The sequence below is a fragment of the Reinekea forsetii genome, from assembly GCF_002795845.1.
GTDB classification, from domain to species: domain Bacteria; phylum Pseudomonadota; class Gammaproteobacteria; order Pseudomonadales; family Natronospirillaceae; genus Reinekea; species Reinekea forsetii.
The window spans coordinates 2,034,400-2,052,040 of record NZ_CP011797.1 but is presented as its reverse complement, the minus strand read 5'-3'; the positions used below and the strand labels follow the sequence as shown (position 1 = coordinate 2,052,040).

The following is a 17,641-nucleotide window of genomic DNA, read 5'->3' as shown; positions in this document are numbered from 1 at the left end:
AGAGATGAATGATATTCTTGTAGCGGCTGAGCCGTTAAGACATTTTGTAGAAACTGCACTGATCAACGAAGGTGTTGATGTAGAAAGGGCGAAGCAGGCATCAGCAACATTGTCGTATGCCGATCTTGCAGGCTTGGACACGCATGGCGTACTTAACTTAATGTCACTTTATGTGAAGGGATTGAGTGAAGGTGTCATAAGTCGTACGGCAGAAATCGAAGTATTGCGTGATCAAGGTGCTGTCGTCACTCTGGACGCGCATCAAATGCTTGGTTTAAATGCAGGTCATTACGCAATGCAGATGGCCATGGACAAAGCAAAACAATATGGTGTCGGAATTGCTTGTGTCCGCAACAGTACTCATTTTGGTGCAGCAGGGTATTACGCTCAAATGGCACTTGCGGAAGACATGATCGGTATGGCCATGACCAACTTAGGTTCAGACCCTGTTGCTCACGCGATGGGAAGTCGACAACCTATTCTTGGTACAAACCCAATTTCATTTGCAGCACCTGTCGCTAACATGCCGAATTTTTTATTGGACATGAGTACCACGGTCTGTGCTAGTGGCAAGATCAAACAAGCGAATGCAAGAAACGCCGACGTATCTGGAGATTGGTTATGTAATGACAAGGGAGAACCTGTTTCAAATCCAGAAGCCTACTTTAATGGCACCGCTTATTTGCCCGGTTTGGGGGGATGGAAAAAGTCATCGGGAGGTCATAAAGGATTCGGATTGAATCTTATGGTTGAAATTCTGAGCGGTGTCTTAGCCGGAGCGGATGTTCCAATGGTTGGGCAGAAAGGCAAAACAAATGAAGTAGGGCATTTCTTTCTGGTAATGAACATACCGTCGTTCATGCCTGCCAGTGAATTTAAACAAACCATGGCGCAGATGTTGGATGGCTATTTGTCGGTCCCAACGTTCGATGGCTTCGACACCCTGCAGTATGCCGGACAGCCAGATAATGACAACCGGGCTGAGCGTGCAGAACGGGGAATTCCAATACCTGTAACGATTTTCAAAGAATTGAATGAGTATGCTGCCAGTCACCAAATGATGCCATTGGAGGAATTATGATGATTAAAATCGGTGTGATCGGCCTCGGCGTAATCGCCAAATATTACATTTCGGCGTTTCCAGAGTCGCGCACAGCGAAGCTTACAGCTGTTTGCGATTTGCAGACGGAAAAAACAGATCCATTTTCAAAAACGGATGTTCGTGTCTATCAAGAATACCGATCATTATTAAACGATCCGAATGTAGAAGCCGTGGTTATTAATTTACCGAACGATTTGCATTTTGATGTGTGTCGGGAAGCGCTCTTAAAGGGTAAGCATGTGTGTTGTGAAAAGCCACTGACACTGAATATGGAAGAAGCCATAATCTTGCAAAACACGTCAAAACAGGCGGGTAAAACACTCTTTACCGCATTCCATCGACGATACAATCAACCGTTAATTGATCTGAAATCTCAAGTTGGACCTTTGTCCGAGGTGGCTCAAGTCGATTTATATTATAACGAAAAAATAGAAGATCACGCCGGTAACGACACCTGGTATTTAGACCCAACCAAATGTGGTGGTGGATGCGTAGCCGACAATGGCCCTAACGCATTTGATACCCTTGCGTGGTTGATCGGTCCTCTGTCTGTCACTCGCGCGTCCATTGTCCGCGACGATCGGAATATCGACATCGAAGCAGAGGTTGAACTGCGCAACGATCAAGGCCTGACCGCGACAACGTATTTGGATTGGGCATACCCACATGGCGAAGACAAGCGTGTGGTTTACACAATGAAGGATGGGCGACAGTTGACCGGTGATATGTTGCAAGGAAGCGTATCATTTAAGTCGTCTTTGTTTCATGAATACGCTCGGGTTATTGACGACTTCGCTGTGCATATTCAAGAAAATCGGGGTCAAGGGGAAGAAGGGCAAGCTGCTGTTGCACTGGTGAATCATTGTTATCAGATAGATGAACAGGAAGTAACTCATGCAGTCGTCTGAATCAACAACGCATCAAGAGACCGAGGCGTTGAAAACGGACGTTCAAAGCCAGGTTGTTAAAAAGCTGTTCCACAAACAAGAAAGTCGTGGAATGACGGTTATTGAATTTGCCTCCCGATGTGTGCGAACCGGGGAAGTTCATGAGCTGGTGACAACCACTCACAAGTCGTTGGCTACCGGTGATCGCGTTGACCAAGTGGGCTTTCTTGGGTTTGTTGAAATTTTGAATGCCGGTGTTCTTGAAAGAGGAGATCATGTTACGGTCAACGGCAACGTCATCGGAACTATAGCAGGCTTCGATGACTGTCACTTTCCAAATCACTACAATATTTTAATTGAAACGGAGACGCTTCTCTGCGCGACTGACTTAGAGTTAACGCTAGCGCAGCGCATTTCTTTCAATGATGGGACCATGACTGAAGCACGGTCGTTGGAGGGAAAGAATGACAGTTGATATGACTCAAAGCAGGCCGACAATGACGGTGAATCCCCTCACTATTTCAAATTCAGAAACGGTGGCGAAACGTTTCCCAGGTGTTCACGTGTTGGGTGTCAAATTATCATTTGAAACACTGACCAATGTCAGTTGGGAAGCGGAAATCGAGCAATTGCACCAACGCTGGATCGGCAAGTCACGCAGTGACGTACTCAATTCAGTAAAGCAACAGCCATACGCTGAGTTTATGACGGCCCTCGGATTGAAAGTCAAAAAAAATCCGCCGTCCGTCGCAAATCTGATTACGCGATGTCTGACTAACGAGGCACCGCGCTTACCGCGTATTAACCCGATTGTCGACGCAGTCAATGTGGCTGCACTGCAAACAGAAGTATCTTTGGGCGTATTCGACGCTGCTTGTGTCGAAGGTGAACTTCAATTGAGCTTCAGCCGTGCAGGAGAAAGCTTTTTAGGCCTCGGTGCGGAGAAAGCCGAGGAATTGGCTGACGGTTTAATGGTGTTGCGTGACCAAAAAAAAATACTCTCAATATTTTCCGTACGCGACAGCCAGGCACAGGCTATCAGCGAAAAAACCAAAACGGTTTGGCTGTTAGCTTGTCAGGTTCCGGGTGTGAGTCGTGATGATACAGTGACAGGGCTCATGCGAGCCGTCCATAACTTAGAAATGATTCGAGATAAACATGACTAAACAACAACAGTTAACACCCAGTGAAAAAGGTTACGCGAGTTTCAGTGACATGAGCGCGTATTATGATGCCTATGGCGGCTGTTTTATTCCAGAAACCTTAATGCCGGCCATTGATGAGTTAATCCGTCAAATAGAGGCAATTACACAACAGGCCGATTTCCGCGACGAACTCTCTAATTTGTTGGCAACATATGTGGGACGTCCGACACCGTTAACTTATGCGAAAAACCTATCGGATGAACTTGGGTTTCAGATCTGGTTAAAGCGGGAAGACCTCGCCCACACCGGAGCACATAAAATCAACAATGCACTGGGTCAGGCATTGCTCGCAAAACGCATGGGAAAGCATCGTATCATAGCGGAAACCGGCGCAGGTCAACATGGTGTCGCCACCGCGACCGTATGCGCTTTACTGGGACTGGACTGTACTATCTATATTGGGTCAGTCGACGTAGAGCGTCAAAAGCTCAATGTATTTCGCATGGAATTGCTTGGTGCAAAAGTTGTCCCGGTTGAAAATGGGACGAAAACACTGAAAGACGCTATTAACGAAGCTATTCGCGACTGGGTGACTAACGTTGACAACACATACTACCTGTTAGGGTCTGCATTAGGACCCCACCCATACCCGAAAATTGTCCGTGAGTTTCAAAAAATAATCGGTATTGAAGCAAAGCAAGCATTTCAATCTAAGTTCCCGGGTGAGTTGCCTACGGCAGTGGTGGCTTGTGTCGGTGGCGGTTCCAATGCGATTGGCTTGTTTCATACCTTCATTGACGAACCGTCAGTGCGGTTGATTGGCATCGAAGCCGCAGGCAAAGGAATTGAATCTGGCCAGCATTCGGTTCGACTTGCCAAGGGTGTTCAACCAAAGCCGGGCGTCCTACAGGGATGCTATTCCTTTGTTTTGCAAAATGCGGAAGGTCAGATTCAGGAAACACACAGTATTGCACCCGGACTTGACTACGCCATGGTCGGTCCAGAGCATGCGCAACTGTGGCAACAGGGGCGTGCAGAATACTACAGTGCAGATGATGAACAAGCCCTGGCGGGTCTTAAGCTTTTAACCCGAACGGAAGGCATTATACCAGCATTAGAAAGTGCCCACGCCATTGCCGGTCTCGTGCAACTTTCAACGACATTCAACGAACAGGATCGCGTCATTGTTAACATCAGTGGTCGCGGCGATAAAGATATGATGGCGATATTCGAGCGAAGCCAACACGGGGATGCCAAATGAAAGCACAATTTATAAATGAACTTGACCAGGCATTTATCAACGCTAAGAAAAGGCATCGAGCCGCGATCATGCCGTTTTTGACTATGGGTTATCCCGAAGAAAACCTGTCGTTGCGTTTGCTGCAAACCTTGTCTGATAACGGCGCAGACATTATCGAAGTTGGCATTCCCTACAGTGATCCGCTAGCCGATGGGCCTGTGATACAAGCATCATCGCAGGCCGCGCTGGAGCGGGGAATGACGCCTGAAAAAACCTTCGAAATTTTGACCGGATACGCCGATAGCGAGTGCACGGCCTCGTTGGTGATCATGACCTATTACAACATATTGCTGCAAATGGGATTAGAGCACTTTGTTGAAAAGTGTCGATTCGTTGGCGTACGTGGAGTGGTCGTGCCGGATTTACCATTGGAAGAAAGTAAGACGTTAAAAGTTTTGTTGGACAACGCACATATTCACCTTATTCACTTCGTTGCTCCTAATCTGTCCGACGAAAGAATCAAGAAAATCGCCCAAAGCGCCAGTGGGTTTATCTACCTCATATCGGTTACTGGTGTCACCGGGCAACGACAAAATGTACCCGATAATGTGGCGTCACTGTGCGCACGTATTCGACAATATACCGATACACCAATCGCGTTGGGGTTTGGTATTGGTCACGCGGAACAGGTCTCTCAGGCAGCAAAAAATGTCGACGGGGTCATTGTCGGAAGCGCGTTGATCAAACAAATCAGTGAGCCAGAATCCGCCATTGACAATGCGGCCGTATTTTTACGTGAGATTTCGGCTTATGAATAACGTTGCCATAAAGGTTTGCGGGATAACGCAACCGCAAGATGTCGTGGCCCTTGGCGAACAGGGTATTGAGTATATGGGCTTTATATTTGTTGAGGGGTCAAAGCGGCAGCTAACCGAACGCAGCTGTCTGGGTCTGTTGAACCATGTGCCCAAAGCAACGAAATCTGTGGCGGTATTCATGAATCAATCGCTTACGTTCATACAGTCCATACTGAAAGAGTTTCCGGTAGATATCGTGCAATTGCATGGAGAACAAGACGGTGACCTTGTGAAGTTGCTGGATCGCCCAGTTGTACAACGCCTGCACCCATTTACGTGGTTACAGAGATCGCAGTGCACTGAGCACAGTAATTTAAAAGCTCACTTACTGGACCCAGGCGCTGGGCATGGAGAAACGTTTGATTGGGGAACGCACCTGCATACAGGAGTAGAAATCAACTTGTCGAAAGCTTGGTTGGCAGGGGGGCTTTCGCCCGCAAATGTTTCCGAGCACGTACGCCTATTGCACCCCGCCGTGGTCGATGTGTGTTCTGGCGTCGAAGCAGACGGAAAGCCCGGCCATAAATCGATTGAAAAAGTAATTTCCTTCATAAAAGAAGTTCGTGGTGCCACTAATGGGAGCCCTAAATGAACCTAAAAACGACAGCCTATATAGAGCTGACTCTTGCGATGATGATCGTCGGGAGCTTGTCAGTTGTAGGAAAAAAAGTGATCGAGATTTTTCCGGTCATGTTGTCCAGTGTACTGACCTTGTCAATGGCGGCCGTCGGAATGACAGCCATTCATCTGATCATCGTTGGTCGGCTACCAGTGCTAAACTGGCCGCAATTCAAATATCTGTTTTTGCAGACTCTGTTCGGCGTGGTGTTGTTTAGAGTATTTTTTCTTTATGGTCTATATTGGTCTTCAGCGTCAATGGCCGGAATTCTTATAGCCTTAACCCCGGTCGTGATTGCTCTGCTATCCATTGTCATGCTGCGTGAAAAAGTGGGCGTCGTAGTTTCTACTGGCATTGGACTATGTGTCGTTGGCGTCGCATTGTGTCAGTCTTCAGAAATAATGATGAGCAATAATTGGCAAGCGTTGATTGGCATCGGCCTCGTACTGTTAGCGGTTGTGTGTGAGGCACTGTTTACGGTGCTTCGGAAAAAGCTTACCCATCAGGCATTAAACCCAGTCACCTCCAATGTGTATTTGTGTGTGATAGGTGCCGTCTTATTTTTGCCCTTAGGTCTCTATGACTTACGTTCGTTTGACCTGAGTTCAGTTCAGGCCAGTGACTGGTTGCTTATCGTATACACAGCCGTATTTGTCAATATCATTTCATTTGTGTTGTGGTTTAGAGGGGTAGATAAAGTAGACGCCACGACAGCAGGTGTTTTTACAGTTGTTATGCCGGTGACGGCACTTATTCTATCAAGTGCGTTATTGGGTGAAGTCATTACAGTGCCGATTATCGGTGGCATTATGGTTGTCATTGCCGGATTGATTTTCGTGATTACACCAGTACAAACGCTTCAGTCTGCCGCGAATAGAGTTCGAAACCCATTTGGAAAGCAAAGTATCAAAGGAGGTGATGTATGAATGTTGTTATTATCAATCGTCGGTTTTATGGCTGGAATTGGAATGCACCGAAAACAAACTACCATGGTGTCATTGACCATACTCAACATCAGGTTCATTACATTATTGACGGAAACAGCAAACAGGGCTTGCATGAGGAAGAGTACCTAAACGCCGACATAATTGAACTTCCGTCGTTGGATCTCTCAGATCTGATTAAGGAAACGGTTCGACGTTTGCGTACCCAGAAACCGGTAGACAGGATTATCGCACTCAATGAAGAAGATATATTACTGGCATCGCAGTTACGTGATGAACTGAACATAGGCGGTGTCCGGGAAACAGAATTGGCCCGGTTTCGTAACAAAATTCTAATGAAAGAAATCTTACAACACAGAAAGATAGCGGTACCGGAATTTACCGTTGCAAACAACGCACAGCAAATTGTGGAGAAATTTGGTTATCCCGTGGTTCTTAAACCATTGGATGGCGCCAGTTCCAAAGGTGTAAAGATAGCCTGTGACGAGAATGAGTTGCATGCCGACCTTAAAGACATCGGTGACCAATTACCCTATTACGAAGCGGAACAGTTCATCTCTGGAAGCATTTTTCATCTTGATGGATTTATGAATGACTTGAAAATCGTCTTTTGTCAGGTTTATCAGTACTACAACAGTTGCTATGCATTTGCTAACGGCTCACCAGTTGGCGTAATGATGGTGGACGATGAAGAGCGTCAGCAAAAACTCAATGCATTTGCCGAAAAAGCACTGGCCGCGCTTGAACTGCCGAATGGACCATTTCACTTAGAGCTTTTCATAGACACGCAAGGTGAGGTTCGTTTTCTGGAAGTAGGCGCAAGGGTCGGTGGGGCGTTTGTGGCGCCTTGTATTGAGAAACGATGGGGCATCAGCTTGTTTGAAGAAAATCTAAAGCTCCAAATGAATGGTTTTTTAGACATACCGCGACTCGAAAGCTGCCAGCCCAACAACCATTTGTATGGTTGGCTGCTGTTCCCAGTGCCAGCCGCTAAACATTGCGTGGTTGAATCGGTGGAATTCTCAAAGCAAGGGTTGTTGCCTGGCTTAATTGAGGCAAGGTTGCCCCAGAAAGCCGACCGCGTTGATCAGTCTGGTGGCTATATTCACACTGGTGGCACTTTCTTAATTGAAGGGAAAAGCCAGAATGATCAACTTGAACTCATAAAAGATATCATTGAACGGTACCGAATTACTTTTAGTAAACCTTTAGAAACTCGAGGAGCTAAACTCGACTTCTTCGGCGTTTACTGAGAAAGACTGGTACAAAAACGTTGAATCAGTGGCGGGCTGATATTCAGGGAACAGCGAAAGACGTTCAATCACCGGATGATCGACTAGAGATTGCCAAACTTAAATCCGAGTTAAAATCAGTTAGAAATCTGGAGCGTTATCTAGAGGGTTAGAAGCAGCAACAAGTCTAACGGTTATACCATGGGCGCTGCTTTTCTGAAACTCTGAAAGGTCCTGCGGTTTTTCCGTCCAAAAAGGACGAAATCCCTAGCGGCCCGCTAAACATAAGTCATACAGAAGGGTATTATTTATTTTTGGTATGTGGGCAATTGGCTCTTGAAAGCTGAAATCAAAAACTTACGAACGACAGTGTCCTTTTTGGACTGAAAACCGCAGGACCCAAGTAAGTGTCACATTAGGCAGGGATGTTCACAGAACCCTACCTTGGAATGCAAATCTAAACTATAAAGTTGTTGAATTTGCGCTCACGCTCATTCGACTTCTAAAGTGGGGTTCTAACCCCCAATTTGTTCAGGCCTAAGTGGGTCAGACCTGACATTCAGTATGACGATTTGTCGGGTGCTGATGTGTAGTCCTTCCTATCGCTAAAACTTTCATTAACCTTCTTGCCCAACCAACTAATAATTGCCTGTGTGGTCTCTTCAGGCTTTTCTTGCTGTATCCAATGGCCGCAATCTAAGCTAACAATCTCTATGTTGGGTACAAACTCGGGCAGTTGTTCAAACTTTGAGATCATATCTCGGGCGGGCAGGGTATATGGAGAATGATTTGGTAGGGACTCTCAGTGCTATGTCACTATTTATCCACACCGGCGCCTTGGGATAGATCAAATTGACAACTTAAGCGCGAGTGTGGATGATGAATGAGCCCTAGGGATGGCAGTTAAACCAGAAAGCCGTATAGGCCACCAGCGTAATAACCGCTCAGGCCGCAGATGAATCTGTGAGCTGGTTTTCATGACTAAAATCCGATAATTATTTGAGGAAAATCAATGAAATTACTGCACAAGAAAAATCTCTTCTGTTGGAGTCAATTTGATAATGACCGTAATATCGATTTTCACAGTTATCTTTGGGTGAGGCCCGAGGGTAACGTTGTTTTTGACCCGCTGCCCTTGTCGCCTCATGATGAACTTCACCTAAAGTCCCTAGGCGACGTGAGTCATATTATCATTTCAAACTCTGATCACATTCGTGATGCAGGTAAGCTAGCTCAATTAACGGGTGCCAAAATTGTTGGGCCATCAGGAGAACAACATTCTTTTCCAATTCAATGTTCGCAATGGTTGCAAGAAACGAAGGATTTTATTGCGGGGCTCGATGTCTATTCATTAAATGGTTCCAAGACGGCTGGCGAGCTGGCTTTTGTAATTGAAGGCGAAACCTTAATTACCGGGGATCTTATTCGGGCCCACAGTGCTGGTAGTCTTTGTATACTTCCTGCAGCTAAGTTAAAAGACTCTGATCAGGCCAAAGAATCCGTCAGAAGGATTGCCTCTATCCCAGGGATCAAGGCAGTTTTACCGGGCGATGGCTGGCCAGTATTTAACAATGCCGAGCAAGTTTTAGCTGAGCTGATCGCGCTATGTGAACCAACCACATAACGGATGCATAACCAGATGTGCATAACCGGACACACACCCTAAAACGTTGTGGCCGTGGTGCTTAAAAGGATGCTTACAAAAGCTTAATTGGACACCCACTTTAGTACCAAAACCAAATATCGACCCATTAAAAATACAGGCAACAACTATCCTGACACAGGGGGCAGTCACCGAGCATTCTAAGTTATAAACATTGAAGAATACGCTATAAGTAGCTGATTAGCATGGCTTTGATTCTGACCATCTCAATTGGGGTTTGTACTGTTCAGGCAAATCCTAGGTCAGTAGGGGCGCAACTTTCGGAATGTTAAAGTGGGTGTCCTATTAAGCTCTATTAAGCCCAATTAAGCCTCCGTAAAACTTGTTCATACCAGTATAGGGGTTGGTGAAAATCTACAGACTCTGATTGCAGCACCCGTTCCACCACCGACAGATTTGAATGGAATTGCCCAAGTGTAGAGCCACAAACGGGTTGGCCGGTATTAACCAGGCCTCGGCTCTGTGCAAAAATGCATTGGACTGCACTTGGTACCAACGGTTTTCTGGTGCAATAGCAACGGCTAACTTATAGCTAGATCCAGATGGGTGACTGATTACCACGCTGGGCGTGGTAACAAACCAACGACGAAAACCCGGGGTGTGAGACCAAACGAATCTGAGTGTTTTTTTTATCATGCTAACCGCATGAGGGTTTTTTTTTGGCCGTTTGACACCAGCTTCCTAATGGGTGACCCCTCTGATTCAGTAAATGTATAAATTAACGAAAAACCTATGCATGTTTCAGTTGTCATGTATAATTTATCGGAAAAATTATACATATAAGTGCCGTCAGGTATAAAAAAAGGTGAAATATAGCTATGTTAACGCCAATAGCGCCGCTGCCACTGGCCAATATTGAACAATGGGAAACCCGTGCGGTACTCAAAAAGACCGCCGAAGCGCATCGTTACCTGGCCGAACTGAAAGGTGTGGCAGCGAGTATTCCCAATGAAGCGATTTTAATCAATACGTTGGCTCTACAAGAAGCCAAAGACAGCTCTGAAGTTGAGAACATCGTCACCACCCACGATGAACTCTACAAAGCCAACCTTTTTGAAGAAGCCATTACCAATCCCGCCACCAAAGAAGTGCAAGATTACGCATTTGCATTAAAACAGGGCTTTCATTCCGCTAGGCAAAGTAAATTAATTCGGCTAAGCGATATTCTCGCCGTGCAACAAAATTTAGAAAACAACAATGCCGGGCTGCGTAAGCTACCGGGTACCGACCTCAAAAATCCCCGCACCGGGCAAGTGGTCTATACCCCACCGCAACATGCCGATGAAATAGCTAAATTAATGAATAACCTCGTTCAATTTATCAATAACGATGAACTGTGCGACGCCGACCCATTGGTAAAAATGGCCATTATTCACCATCAGTTTGAAAGCATTCACCCGTTCTACGATGGCAATGGCCGCACCGGCCGTATCTTGAATATTCTGTACCTGGTCACAAAAGACCTGCTCAACCTGCCAGTATTGTATTTGAGCCGCTTTATCATTCACCACAAGGCCGACTATTACGCCAACCTGCAAGCCGTAAGAGACACCGGCAATTGGGAACCGTGGCTGCTGTTTATGCTCGATGGCATTATCGACACCGCGCAAAACACCATTTCACTGATCACCGAAATGAAAACCCTGATGGTGAGTGTGAAACACGGCATCCGCGAACAGCTGCCGAAGCTCTATAGCCAAGATTTACTCAACAACCTGTTCAACCACCCCTACACGAAAATTGACTTTATTGTTGAAGAGCTAGGGGTAACGCGCATAACCGCCACCAAATATTTAGAACAACTGGTCAAACACGGCTTTTTAAATAAACAAAAAGTCGGCCGAGCCAACTATTACATTAACCAGTCCTTATGCAACGTACTGATAGCACACGGCTAAATAAAGAATTTAAAAGAGAGAACAACATGACCATAAACGACACCGTAGACACCCTGTTGGCGGAGATCTTCGCGCCCGAGCCGGGTGCTCTTGCCAACTGGTCCTCGCCCTCAGTGGTTACCGGGGCAGGCATGGATTCTGATGCACGCAGCAGGGCGTTAAGGACTGCTAGTTATATCGCGCGAATTGCAGCCGAATATCTTGTAACCAATTTCACCCACAGGCACCTCTTCGTCCACAAAGAACTGGATCGCCCTGACCTCATGATAATTAAAGCCCGGCGTATCGAAGACATAGGTCGGGATATAGTAGGACGCCATATAGCGGGCATAGCGTAATCGATAGGTCGAGGGCGCAACAGCCCTGGACACATTGCCCCAGATATCGACCAAGCGCACCTTGAGTCCGGGTTCGCCATGAACCTGGCCACGGAAGGTCAGATAGGTATTCAGGTTAGCCACCGACTTGCCAAAATCTCGATCGACAAAGCCTTTGGGTTTAACGCCGGTATTTTCAACCGAGGTGGTTAGATTGGCTTCAGCGTAGCCGGAGCCATTGTGGCTGAATTGCAGGTCTATCGCGGATACTTCATAGTATGCTGGCGGGTTTGAGTCTTTGTTAGTTAAGACAAAGCCGGCACCGGCTAAAAACGGCTAGAGCCGTGAAATATGCTGTCAACATTCAAGGAGGTTTTGTGCGTATTCGAGTCGCTGTAAAAAAAGATGTGGTAAAGATTAGCAATCTTGTTAAATCACTTTCCCATTTTTATTTAAAAGATCAAAAAAATGAGTTGCCCGAATGGTTCGATAAAACGCTTGCTCAGAGTGAGTTTTTAAAGCGTATTGAAGGTTCTGAATATTTCAATTTCGTTTATGAAAATGAAGGTGAAATAATTGGGTATATTGCAATGAAAGGGAGTAGTCATTTATTCCATCTTTTTGTCTCTGAGAAATACCAGGGCAAAGGCCTGGCAAGAGAACTTTGGGGGTTTGCAAGCAATGTATGTGTCTCTAATATTTATACGCTCAGATCATCATTGTACGCAGTTCCAGTATATAGAAAATTTGGTTTTATTGAGTCTGGTGTTGCGGGTGAAATAGATGGTATTGGGTTTCAACCTATGGAGTTACGAGTATAAAATTCTACCAAGTGCCTGCAAGGGGCATTGAACTTGCCCCGTTTTAGTGTAATCCCAAAATTTCAACATCGATTAAAAATGGTGGGGATGGTGGGCATGGTGGGAATAGAGGGAATAGAGGGAATAGAGGGAATAGAGGGAATAGAGGGAATAGAGGATACGACCAACGGTGCGAATCATGAACACCCAGCTATATGGGTGTTTAGTCTATTTAACAACACCTGCCCACTACTGAGGCACCGCCGCGTACGCGACCACCTCACACAACATTTCTTCGCGCGCCAAGCCTGCTACGATGATCGCTGCGCGGTTGGGGTAGGGGGGCTCGAAATACTCGGCGTAGACCTTGTTAAACGGAGCCAAATAATCCCGTGCGGTGACGTAGATGAGCACCTGAGTGACATCGGCCATGGTCAATTCAGCGGCTTCGATCGTGTGTTTAAAATTTTCCATCGTTTGACGCGCCTGAGCTTCAATGCCCCCTGCGACTACCCTGCCTTCTGAGTCGATCGGTATCTGTGCAGTCGATAATTGGCCATTGGCGATAACAGCCCACTCCAGCGGCGCTTTGGAGGCAAATAACTGGGTTTTGACAGCTTTTTTCATGTCTACTTCCTATTGATAGCTGAGCTCGAACCCTTAGGGTTAAAGTCGCCGTAAAAAAAAGGAGCCGCATTGTTGGGCTCCTGTTCTGTTAAATGACCGGTCTAAACGACCGAGATTAAACTCGGTCTTTTATTGGCTAGAGAGAAGAGCTTATAGGCCTTGGTCATCGGCCATTTTTCGAGCAATCATGGGCGCAGTCCACAGTGACGGCAATAATACCAATGAGACCGGTACTGCGGTGACGACGATGAAGGATTGCAGGGCTGAAATACCGCCGGCACCGATAGAGATCAACAGTGCTGCGACCAAGCCCATCATCACGCCCCAGAAAACTCGCACGAATGGGTGAGGATGATCGTTACCGGTCATCACCATCGATACCGAGTAGGTCATTGAGTCACCTGTGGTGGCGACAAAGATGGTGGTCAGAATCAGGAACAGTACCGAAATAACGAAGCCCATTGGCAGCTGTTCGGTAATGGCCAATAGGGCCGCAGGCATATTAAAACCGGTAAAGGGTTCCGATATAACACCCGGATTGGCCAATTCAAAGGCCAAACCAGAACCGCCCACAATAGTGAACCAGAAGCAGGTGATGACCGGTGCTACAACCGATATGAGTAAGACCATCTCACGGATCGTTCGGCCTCGAGAGATACGCGCTACAAACATCGCCATCAATGGACCGTAGCCCAGGAACCAGCCCCAGAAAAACACAGTCCACCAGTCCAGCCAGCCTGGGCTTGCACGGAAAGTGGCCATCGGTATGAACTTGTCTAGATAAATACCAAAGCCTTGGATGAAGCTGTCAATAATAAAGGCGGTTGGGCCGAAAAAGAGGATGAAAGCCATCAGAGCTACGGCAAGAATTACGTTAAATCGGCTGAGTATCTGGATACCCTTGGTTACGCCAGTAACGGCCGATAGAGTATAGATAACAACCAGTCCGACTAGAATCGTAACCTGAGTGATATAGGTATTTGGGATGCCGAATAGTTTTTCCAGACCGAAGCCGATCTGCAGGCCGAGAAAACCAATCGGGCCGACGGTACCGGCGACAACGGCCAATACACAGCAAGAATCCACAATGGTTCCAAGCGGGCCGGTCATCACTCGATCACCGAACACCGGATAGAGGAGTGTACGCGGCTTGAGCGGTAAGCCCTTTTCATAATGCAGGTACATGAAAACGATGCCGGTTAGGCTGCCAAGGATGGCCCAAGCCAAGAAGCCCCAATGCATAAAGCTTTGCGCCAGAGCATTGTAGGCCGCTTGCGCGGTTCCGGTTTCATTGCCCGCTATATCCGAAAACAATGGCGGCGGAGAGGTGAAGTGCGCCAAAGGCTCGGCTGCGGCCCAGAATACACCACCGCCAGCAAGCAGGGTGCACATGACGATAGAGATCCATTTGAAGGTCGAAATCTCAGGCGTCTTGAGACCGCCCAGCACAACTCTGCCGGTGCGGCTGACGGCGAGGAAAAGACCAATAACAAATGTCAGCAGTAGCAACACCTGCCAGTAGGCACCGAACAGCTTAGTTGAAGCGGCAAAGCTGGTATTAACCCAATTGGACATCATGTCGATATCATAAAGAGTTAAAAGAGCAAACAGCACTAACGCACCGCCACTGATCAGGAATACTGGCATATCGACATCTGCCAGCCATTTTTTGTTCTGCATCGTTGCCTCGGCGTTAGCCGCGGAATTACTGTCCATAATAACCACCTTATGATTCTTATTATTTATAGGTTTTAAGCTACGTCGTTGAAGTTGCAGCGCCTATTGACGCCACCCCATCGGTCTTACTTTTTACGTTGGAAATAAGTTGCGTCTTATGTTGCCTTGAGCCCATCATCGAGCAGGTTTAACCAGTTTTGGCCCATGATTTTTGTAACCTCTGGGGGGCTAAATCCTCGTGCCAGCAAGCCGTTGGTGATGTTGGGGAAATCCCGGCTGTCGCGAAACCACGCCAATGGTTTGGGCCAGTCGGCATTGGCCTTAGAACCTTCGCCGTAATCGGTATCCTTTGACCAACGGCCGTTGCGCATCCACTCTAGGACTGAATGCGGTTGCTCCTGGCACAGATCGGTGCCAATGCCAATATGGTCAACGCCCATCAACTCTGCTGTATCGGCCACCATCTCGCAGAACTCGTTCAGCGTGCAATCAGAGCCGTTTTTTAGGTGAAACGGATAGAGACTGAAGCCGAGCAAGCCGCCGGAGGCACCCAGTGCCTTAAGGACTCGGTCTGACTTATTACGTTTGGCCATATGAAAGGTGTTCGGATTGGCGTGAGAGATGACGATGGGGCGCTCGGAAATTTCAATCGCCTCTAGGGTACTGCGTTCAGCGCTGTGACTCATGTCCACAATCATGCCGACTCGGTTCATCTCCTTAATCACCTGCCGGCCAAAACGGGTCACGCCGCTGTCTTCGGCTTCATAACAGCCGCAGGCCAATAGGCTCTGGTTGTTATAGGTCAGCTGCATGATCATGAGGTTTAATTCGCGCATGACCTCAACCATCCCGATGTCGTCTTCAATCGGAGAACAGTTCTGCGCACCGAACATGATCCCGACCTTGCCCAACTGCTTAGCAAGGCGGATATCGGCAGCACTTTTTACCGGCATTATTAGATCACTGCTCTGCTCGAAATGCCGATTCCATTCGGCAATTCGCAACAGGGTTTCACGAATCTGTTCATGGTACACAATGGTCGCATGGACCATGGTGACCCCACCTTGATGGAGTTGTTCAAAGATCGTTCGGTCCCAATTGGAGTATTGCAGGCCGTCAATGACAATTAGATCAGAATGCATAGTGAGCAGGTCCTTTACGCACGGATATAGGTGGTTTTGACCACGGTGTAAAACTCTTTGGCATAGGAACCCTGTTCGCGTGGACCAAAGCTAGAATCTTTACGACCGCCGAATGGAACGTGGTAGTCGGTACCCGCCGTCGGCAGATTTACCATCACACAGCCGGTTTTGGCCTGGCGTTTGAAATCGGTCGCATACTTGAGTGACTCAGTACAGATGCCGCCAGTAAGGCCAAAATTCGTGTCATTCAAGGTGGCTAAGGCTTGCTCATAATCCTTGACCTTGATGACGCAAGCGATCGGCGCAAAGGCTTCTTCCCGATTGATCGTCATCGCGTTGGTTGTCTCGGTAAACAATGCTGGCTGCAGGTAATAGCCATCTGTATCTTCGGTTAACACGTTGCCGCCGAAGGCCAGCGTGCCGCCTTCATCTTTGGCCAGTTGCAGATACCTTAGGTTCTGTTCCATTTGACGGGCATCGCCAACGGCACCTATATGTACGCCTTCCTTTAAAGGATGACCGACCACCAACTTCTTCATGCGCTCAATCACGGCCGCCACAAATCGATCGTGGATGCCTTCGGTGACAATTAGGCGCGACGATGCGGTGCATTTTTGTCCCGTACCGCCATAAGCACCCCCCACTGCACATTCAACAGCATTATCGAGATCCGCGTCATCCAATACGATTAGGGCGTTTTTACTGCCCATTTCCAGCTGACACTTGACCAGGTTCATGGCCGTCGCCACAGCCACTTTGCGGCCCGTTTCGAGCGAACCGGTGAAGGTCAGTGCGTTAATGCCACGTGAATTTATCAAGACATCACCGACTTCCGCGCCGGGGCCCATGACCAGGTTAAAAGTACCTGCTGGCAGGCCCTGGCGAGAGATGATTTCGGTCAGTGACCAAGCGCTTGCGGTCACCTGATTCGCCGGCTTAAAGACCACCGCGTTGCCAAAGGCTAGGGCGGGAGCGATCTTCCAAGCGGCGGTGGCCGTTGGGAAATTCCACGGGGTGATAACGCCGACCACGCCGACGGGCTCACGGCGGGTTTCAATTTCTACGCCTGGGCGCACTGAATCGGCAGTTTCACCCATCTGGCGCAGCACTTCGGCGGCGTAATAATGGAAGAATTGACCGGAGCGGTAGGTTTCGCCCACGCCCTCGGCAAGTGTTTTGCCTTCTTCACGGGCTAACAGTCTACCCAACTCATCTTTACGCTGAATCAGTTCATCACCGATCGCCATCAAAACGCTGTAGCGTTGTTCTAAGCCGCTTTTGGCCCACTCAACTTGGGCTACACCGGCGGCGGTAATGGCGGCTTCGGTTTGTGCTTTGTCGGCCTGAGCGTAGTGGCCGATCAGATCAGCTTTGTCGGCAGGGCTGATATTTGCCACCGCTCGATTGCCTTCAACCCACTCGCCTGCGATGTAATTTCTAAACACTGTATCAGTCATATCGATGGTCCGAATTTTGTTGGAGGAATCATAG

General features: G+C 47.7%; 17 protein-coding genes. 12 read left to right on the top strand and 5 right to left on the bottom strand.

Annotated elements, in window-relative coordinates; translation table 11 throughout:
• Positions 1–4 precede the first annotated feature (4 nt).
• The 11 genes from REIFOR_RS09565 (at position 5) to REIFOR_RS09510 (ending at position 11,587) form a co-directional block, all read left to right on the top strand.
• Positions 5–1,081: an Ldh family oxidoreductase gene (locus REIFOR_RS09565; protein ID WP_100257336.1), complete on the top strand. Its 1,077-nt coding sequence runs from the start codon at positions 5–7 to the stop codon at positions 1,079–1,081.
• Complete coding sequence (locus tag REIFOR_RS09560) at positions 1,078–2,010, top strand: Gfo/Idh/MocA family protein (RefSeq protein WP_227003656.1); 933 nt, start codon at positions 1,078–1,080, stop codon at positions 2,008–2,010. Before REIFOR_RS09565 ends, REIFOR_RS09560 begins: the two co-directional genes overlap by 4 nt.
• On the top strand, positions 1,997–2,464 hold the full coding sequence (locus REIFOR_RS09555; RefSeq protein WP_227003655.1) for a DUF6917 domain-containing protein: 468 nt from the start codon (positions 1,997–1,999) through the stop codon (positions 2,462–2,464). The genes REIFOR_RS09560 and REIFOR_RS09555 overlap by 14 nt, the downstream gene beginning before the upstream one ends.
• A complete protein-coding gene (locus REIFOR_RS09550; RefSeq protein ID WP_100257335.1) occupies positions 2,454–3,155 on the top strand; it encodes a B3/B4 domain-containing protein in 702 nt (233 codons plus the stop codon). Before REIFOR_RS09555 ends, REIFOR_RS09550 begins: the two co-directional genes overlap by 11 nt.
• Entirely contained in the window at positions 3,148–4,395 is a 1,248-nt protein-coding gene (gene trpB / locus REIFOR_RS09545) for a tryptophan synthase subunit beta (RefSeq protein WP_100257334.1), read from the top strand. The genes REIFOR_RS09550 and trpB overlap by 8 nt, the downstream gene beginning before the upstream one ends.
• Positions 4,392–5,192 carry a tryptophan synthase subunit alpha gene (trpA, locus tag REIFOR_RS09540; RefSeq protein WP_100257333.1) on the top strand — a complete coding sequence of 267 codons (801 nt, stop codon included), beginning with the start codon at positions 4,392–4,394 and terminating at the stop codon, positions 5,190–5,192. The genes trpB and trpA overlap by 4 nt, the downstream gene beginning before the upstream one ends.
• On the top strand, positions 5,185–5,823 hold the full coding sequence (locus tag REIFOR_RS09535) for a phosphoribosylanthranilate isomerase (RefSeq protein ID WP_158524344.1): 639 nt from the start codon (positions 5,185–5,187) through the stop codon (positions 5,821–5,823). The genes trpA and REIFOR_RS09535 overlap by 8 nt, the downstream gene beginning before the upstream one ends.
• Positions 5,820–6,776 carry a DMT family transporter gene (locus REIFOR_RS09530; protein WP_100257331.1) on the top strand — a complete coding sequence of 319 codons (957 nt, stop codon included), beginning with the start codon at positions 5,820–5,822 and terminating at the stop codon, positions 6,774–6,776. The genes REIFOR_RS09535 and REIFOR_RS09530 overlap by 4 nt, the downstream gene beginning before the upstream one ends.
• A complete protein-coding gene (locus REIFOR_RS09525; RefSeq protein ID WP_100257330.1) occupies positions 6,773–8,047 on the top strand; it encodes an ATP-grasp domain-containing protein in 1,275 nt (424 codons plus the stop codon). The genes REIFOR_RS09530 and REIFOR_RS09525 overlap by 4 nt, the downstream gene beginning before the upstream one ends.
• 991 nt (positions 8,048–9,038) lie before the next feature.
• The gene (locus REIFOR_RS09515; protein ID WP_100257329.1) at positions 9,039–9,650 is read left to right on the top strand and encodes an MBL fold metallo-hydrolase; all 612 of its coding nucleotides are present in this window, start codon (positions 9,039–9,041) and stop codon (positions 9,648–9,650) included.
• Between the two features lie 857 nt (positions 9,651–10,507).
• Positions 10,508–11,587: a Fic family protein gene (locus tag REIFOR_RS09510; protein WP_100257328.1), complete on the top strand. Its 1,080-nt coding sequence runs from the start codon at positions 10,508–10,510 to the stop codon at positions 11,585–11,587.
• A 158-nt stretch (positions 11,588–11,745) separates the two neighbouring features.
• On the opposite strand, the gene REIFOR_RS09505 is transcribed toward REIFOR_RS09510, so the two are convergent.
• Positions 11,746–12,048, bottom strand: coding sequence for a hypothetical protein (locus REIFOR_RS09505; RefSeq protein WP_100257327.1), 303 nt, complete (start codon positions 12,046–12,048; stop codon positions 11,746–11,748).
• A gap of 233 nt (positions 12,049–12,281) precedes the next feature.
• Here REIFOR_RS09505 and REIFOR_RS09500 point away from each other — a divergent pair, with 233 nt between their 5' ends.
• Positions 12,282–12,725, top strand: coding sequence for a GNAT family N-acetyltransferase (locus REIFOR_RS09500; protein ID WP_100258747.1), 444 nt, complete (start codon positions 12,282–12,284; stop codon positions 12,723–12,725).
• Positions 12,726–12,953: 228 nt separating this feature from the next.
• On the opposite strand, the gene REIFOR_RS09495 is transcribed toward REIFOR_RS09500, so the two are convergent.
• The 4 genes from REIFOR_RS09495 to REIFOR_RS09480 all read right to left on the bottom strand — a co-directional run bounded on the left by REIFOR_RS09495 (position 12,954) and on the right by REIFOR_RS09480 (position 17,607).
• Positions 12,954–13,331 carry a RidA family protein gene (locus REIFOR_RS09495; protein ID WP_100257326.1) on the bottom strand — a complete coding sequence of 126 codons (378 nt, stop codon included), beginning with the start codon at positions 13,329–13,331 and terminating at the stop codon, positions 12,954–12,956.
• A 150-nt stretch (positions 13,332–13,481) separates the two neighbouring features.
• Positions 13,482–15,047 (bottom strand): BCCT family transporter, encoded by a 1,566-nt coding sequence (locus tag REIFOR_RS09490; protein ID WP_100257325.1) that lies wholly within the window; start codon positions 15,045–15,047, stop codon positions 13,482–13,484.
• Between the two features lie 116 nt (positions 15,048–15,163).
• Positions 15,164–16,150, bottom strand: coding sequence for a membrane dipeptidase (locus REIFOR_RS09485; RefSeq protein WP_100257324.1), 987 nt, complete (start codon positions 16,148–16,150; stop codon positions 15,164–15,166).
• A gap of 14 nt (positions 16,151–16,164) precedes the next feature.
• Positions 16,165–17,607 carry an aldehyde dehydrogenase family protein gene (locus REIFOR_RS09480; RefSeq protein WP_100257323.1) on the bottom strand — a complete coding sequence of 481 codons (1,443 nt, stop codon included), beginning with the start codon at positions 17,605–17,607 and terminating at the stop codon, positions 16,165–16,167.
• Between the last annotated feature and the right edge of the window lie 34 nt (positions 17,608–17,641).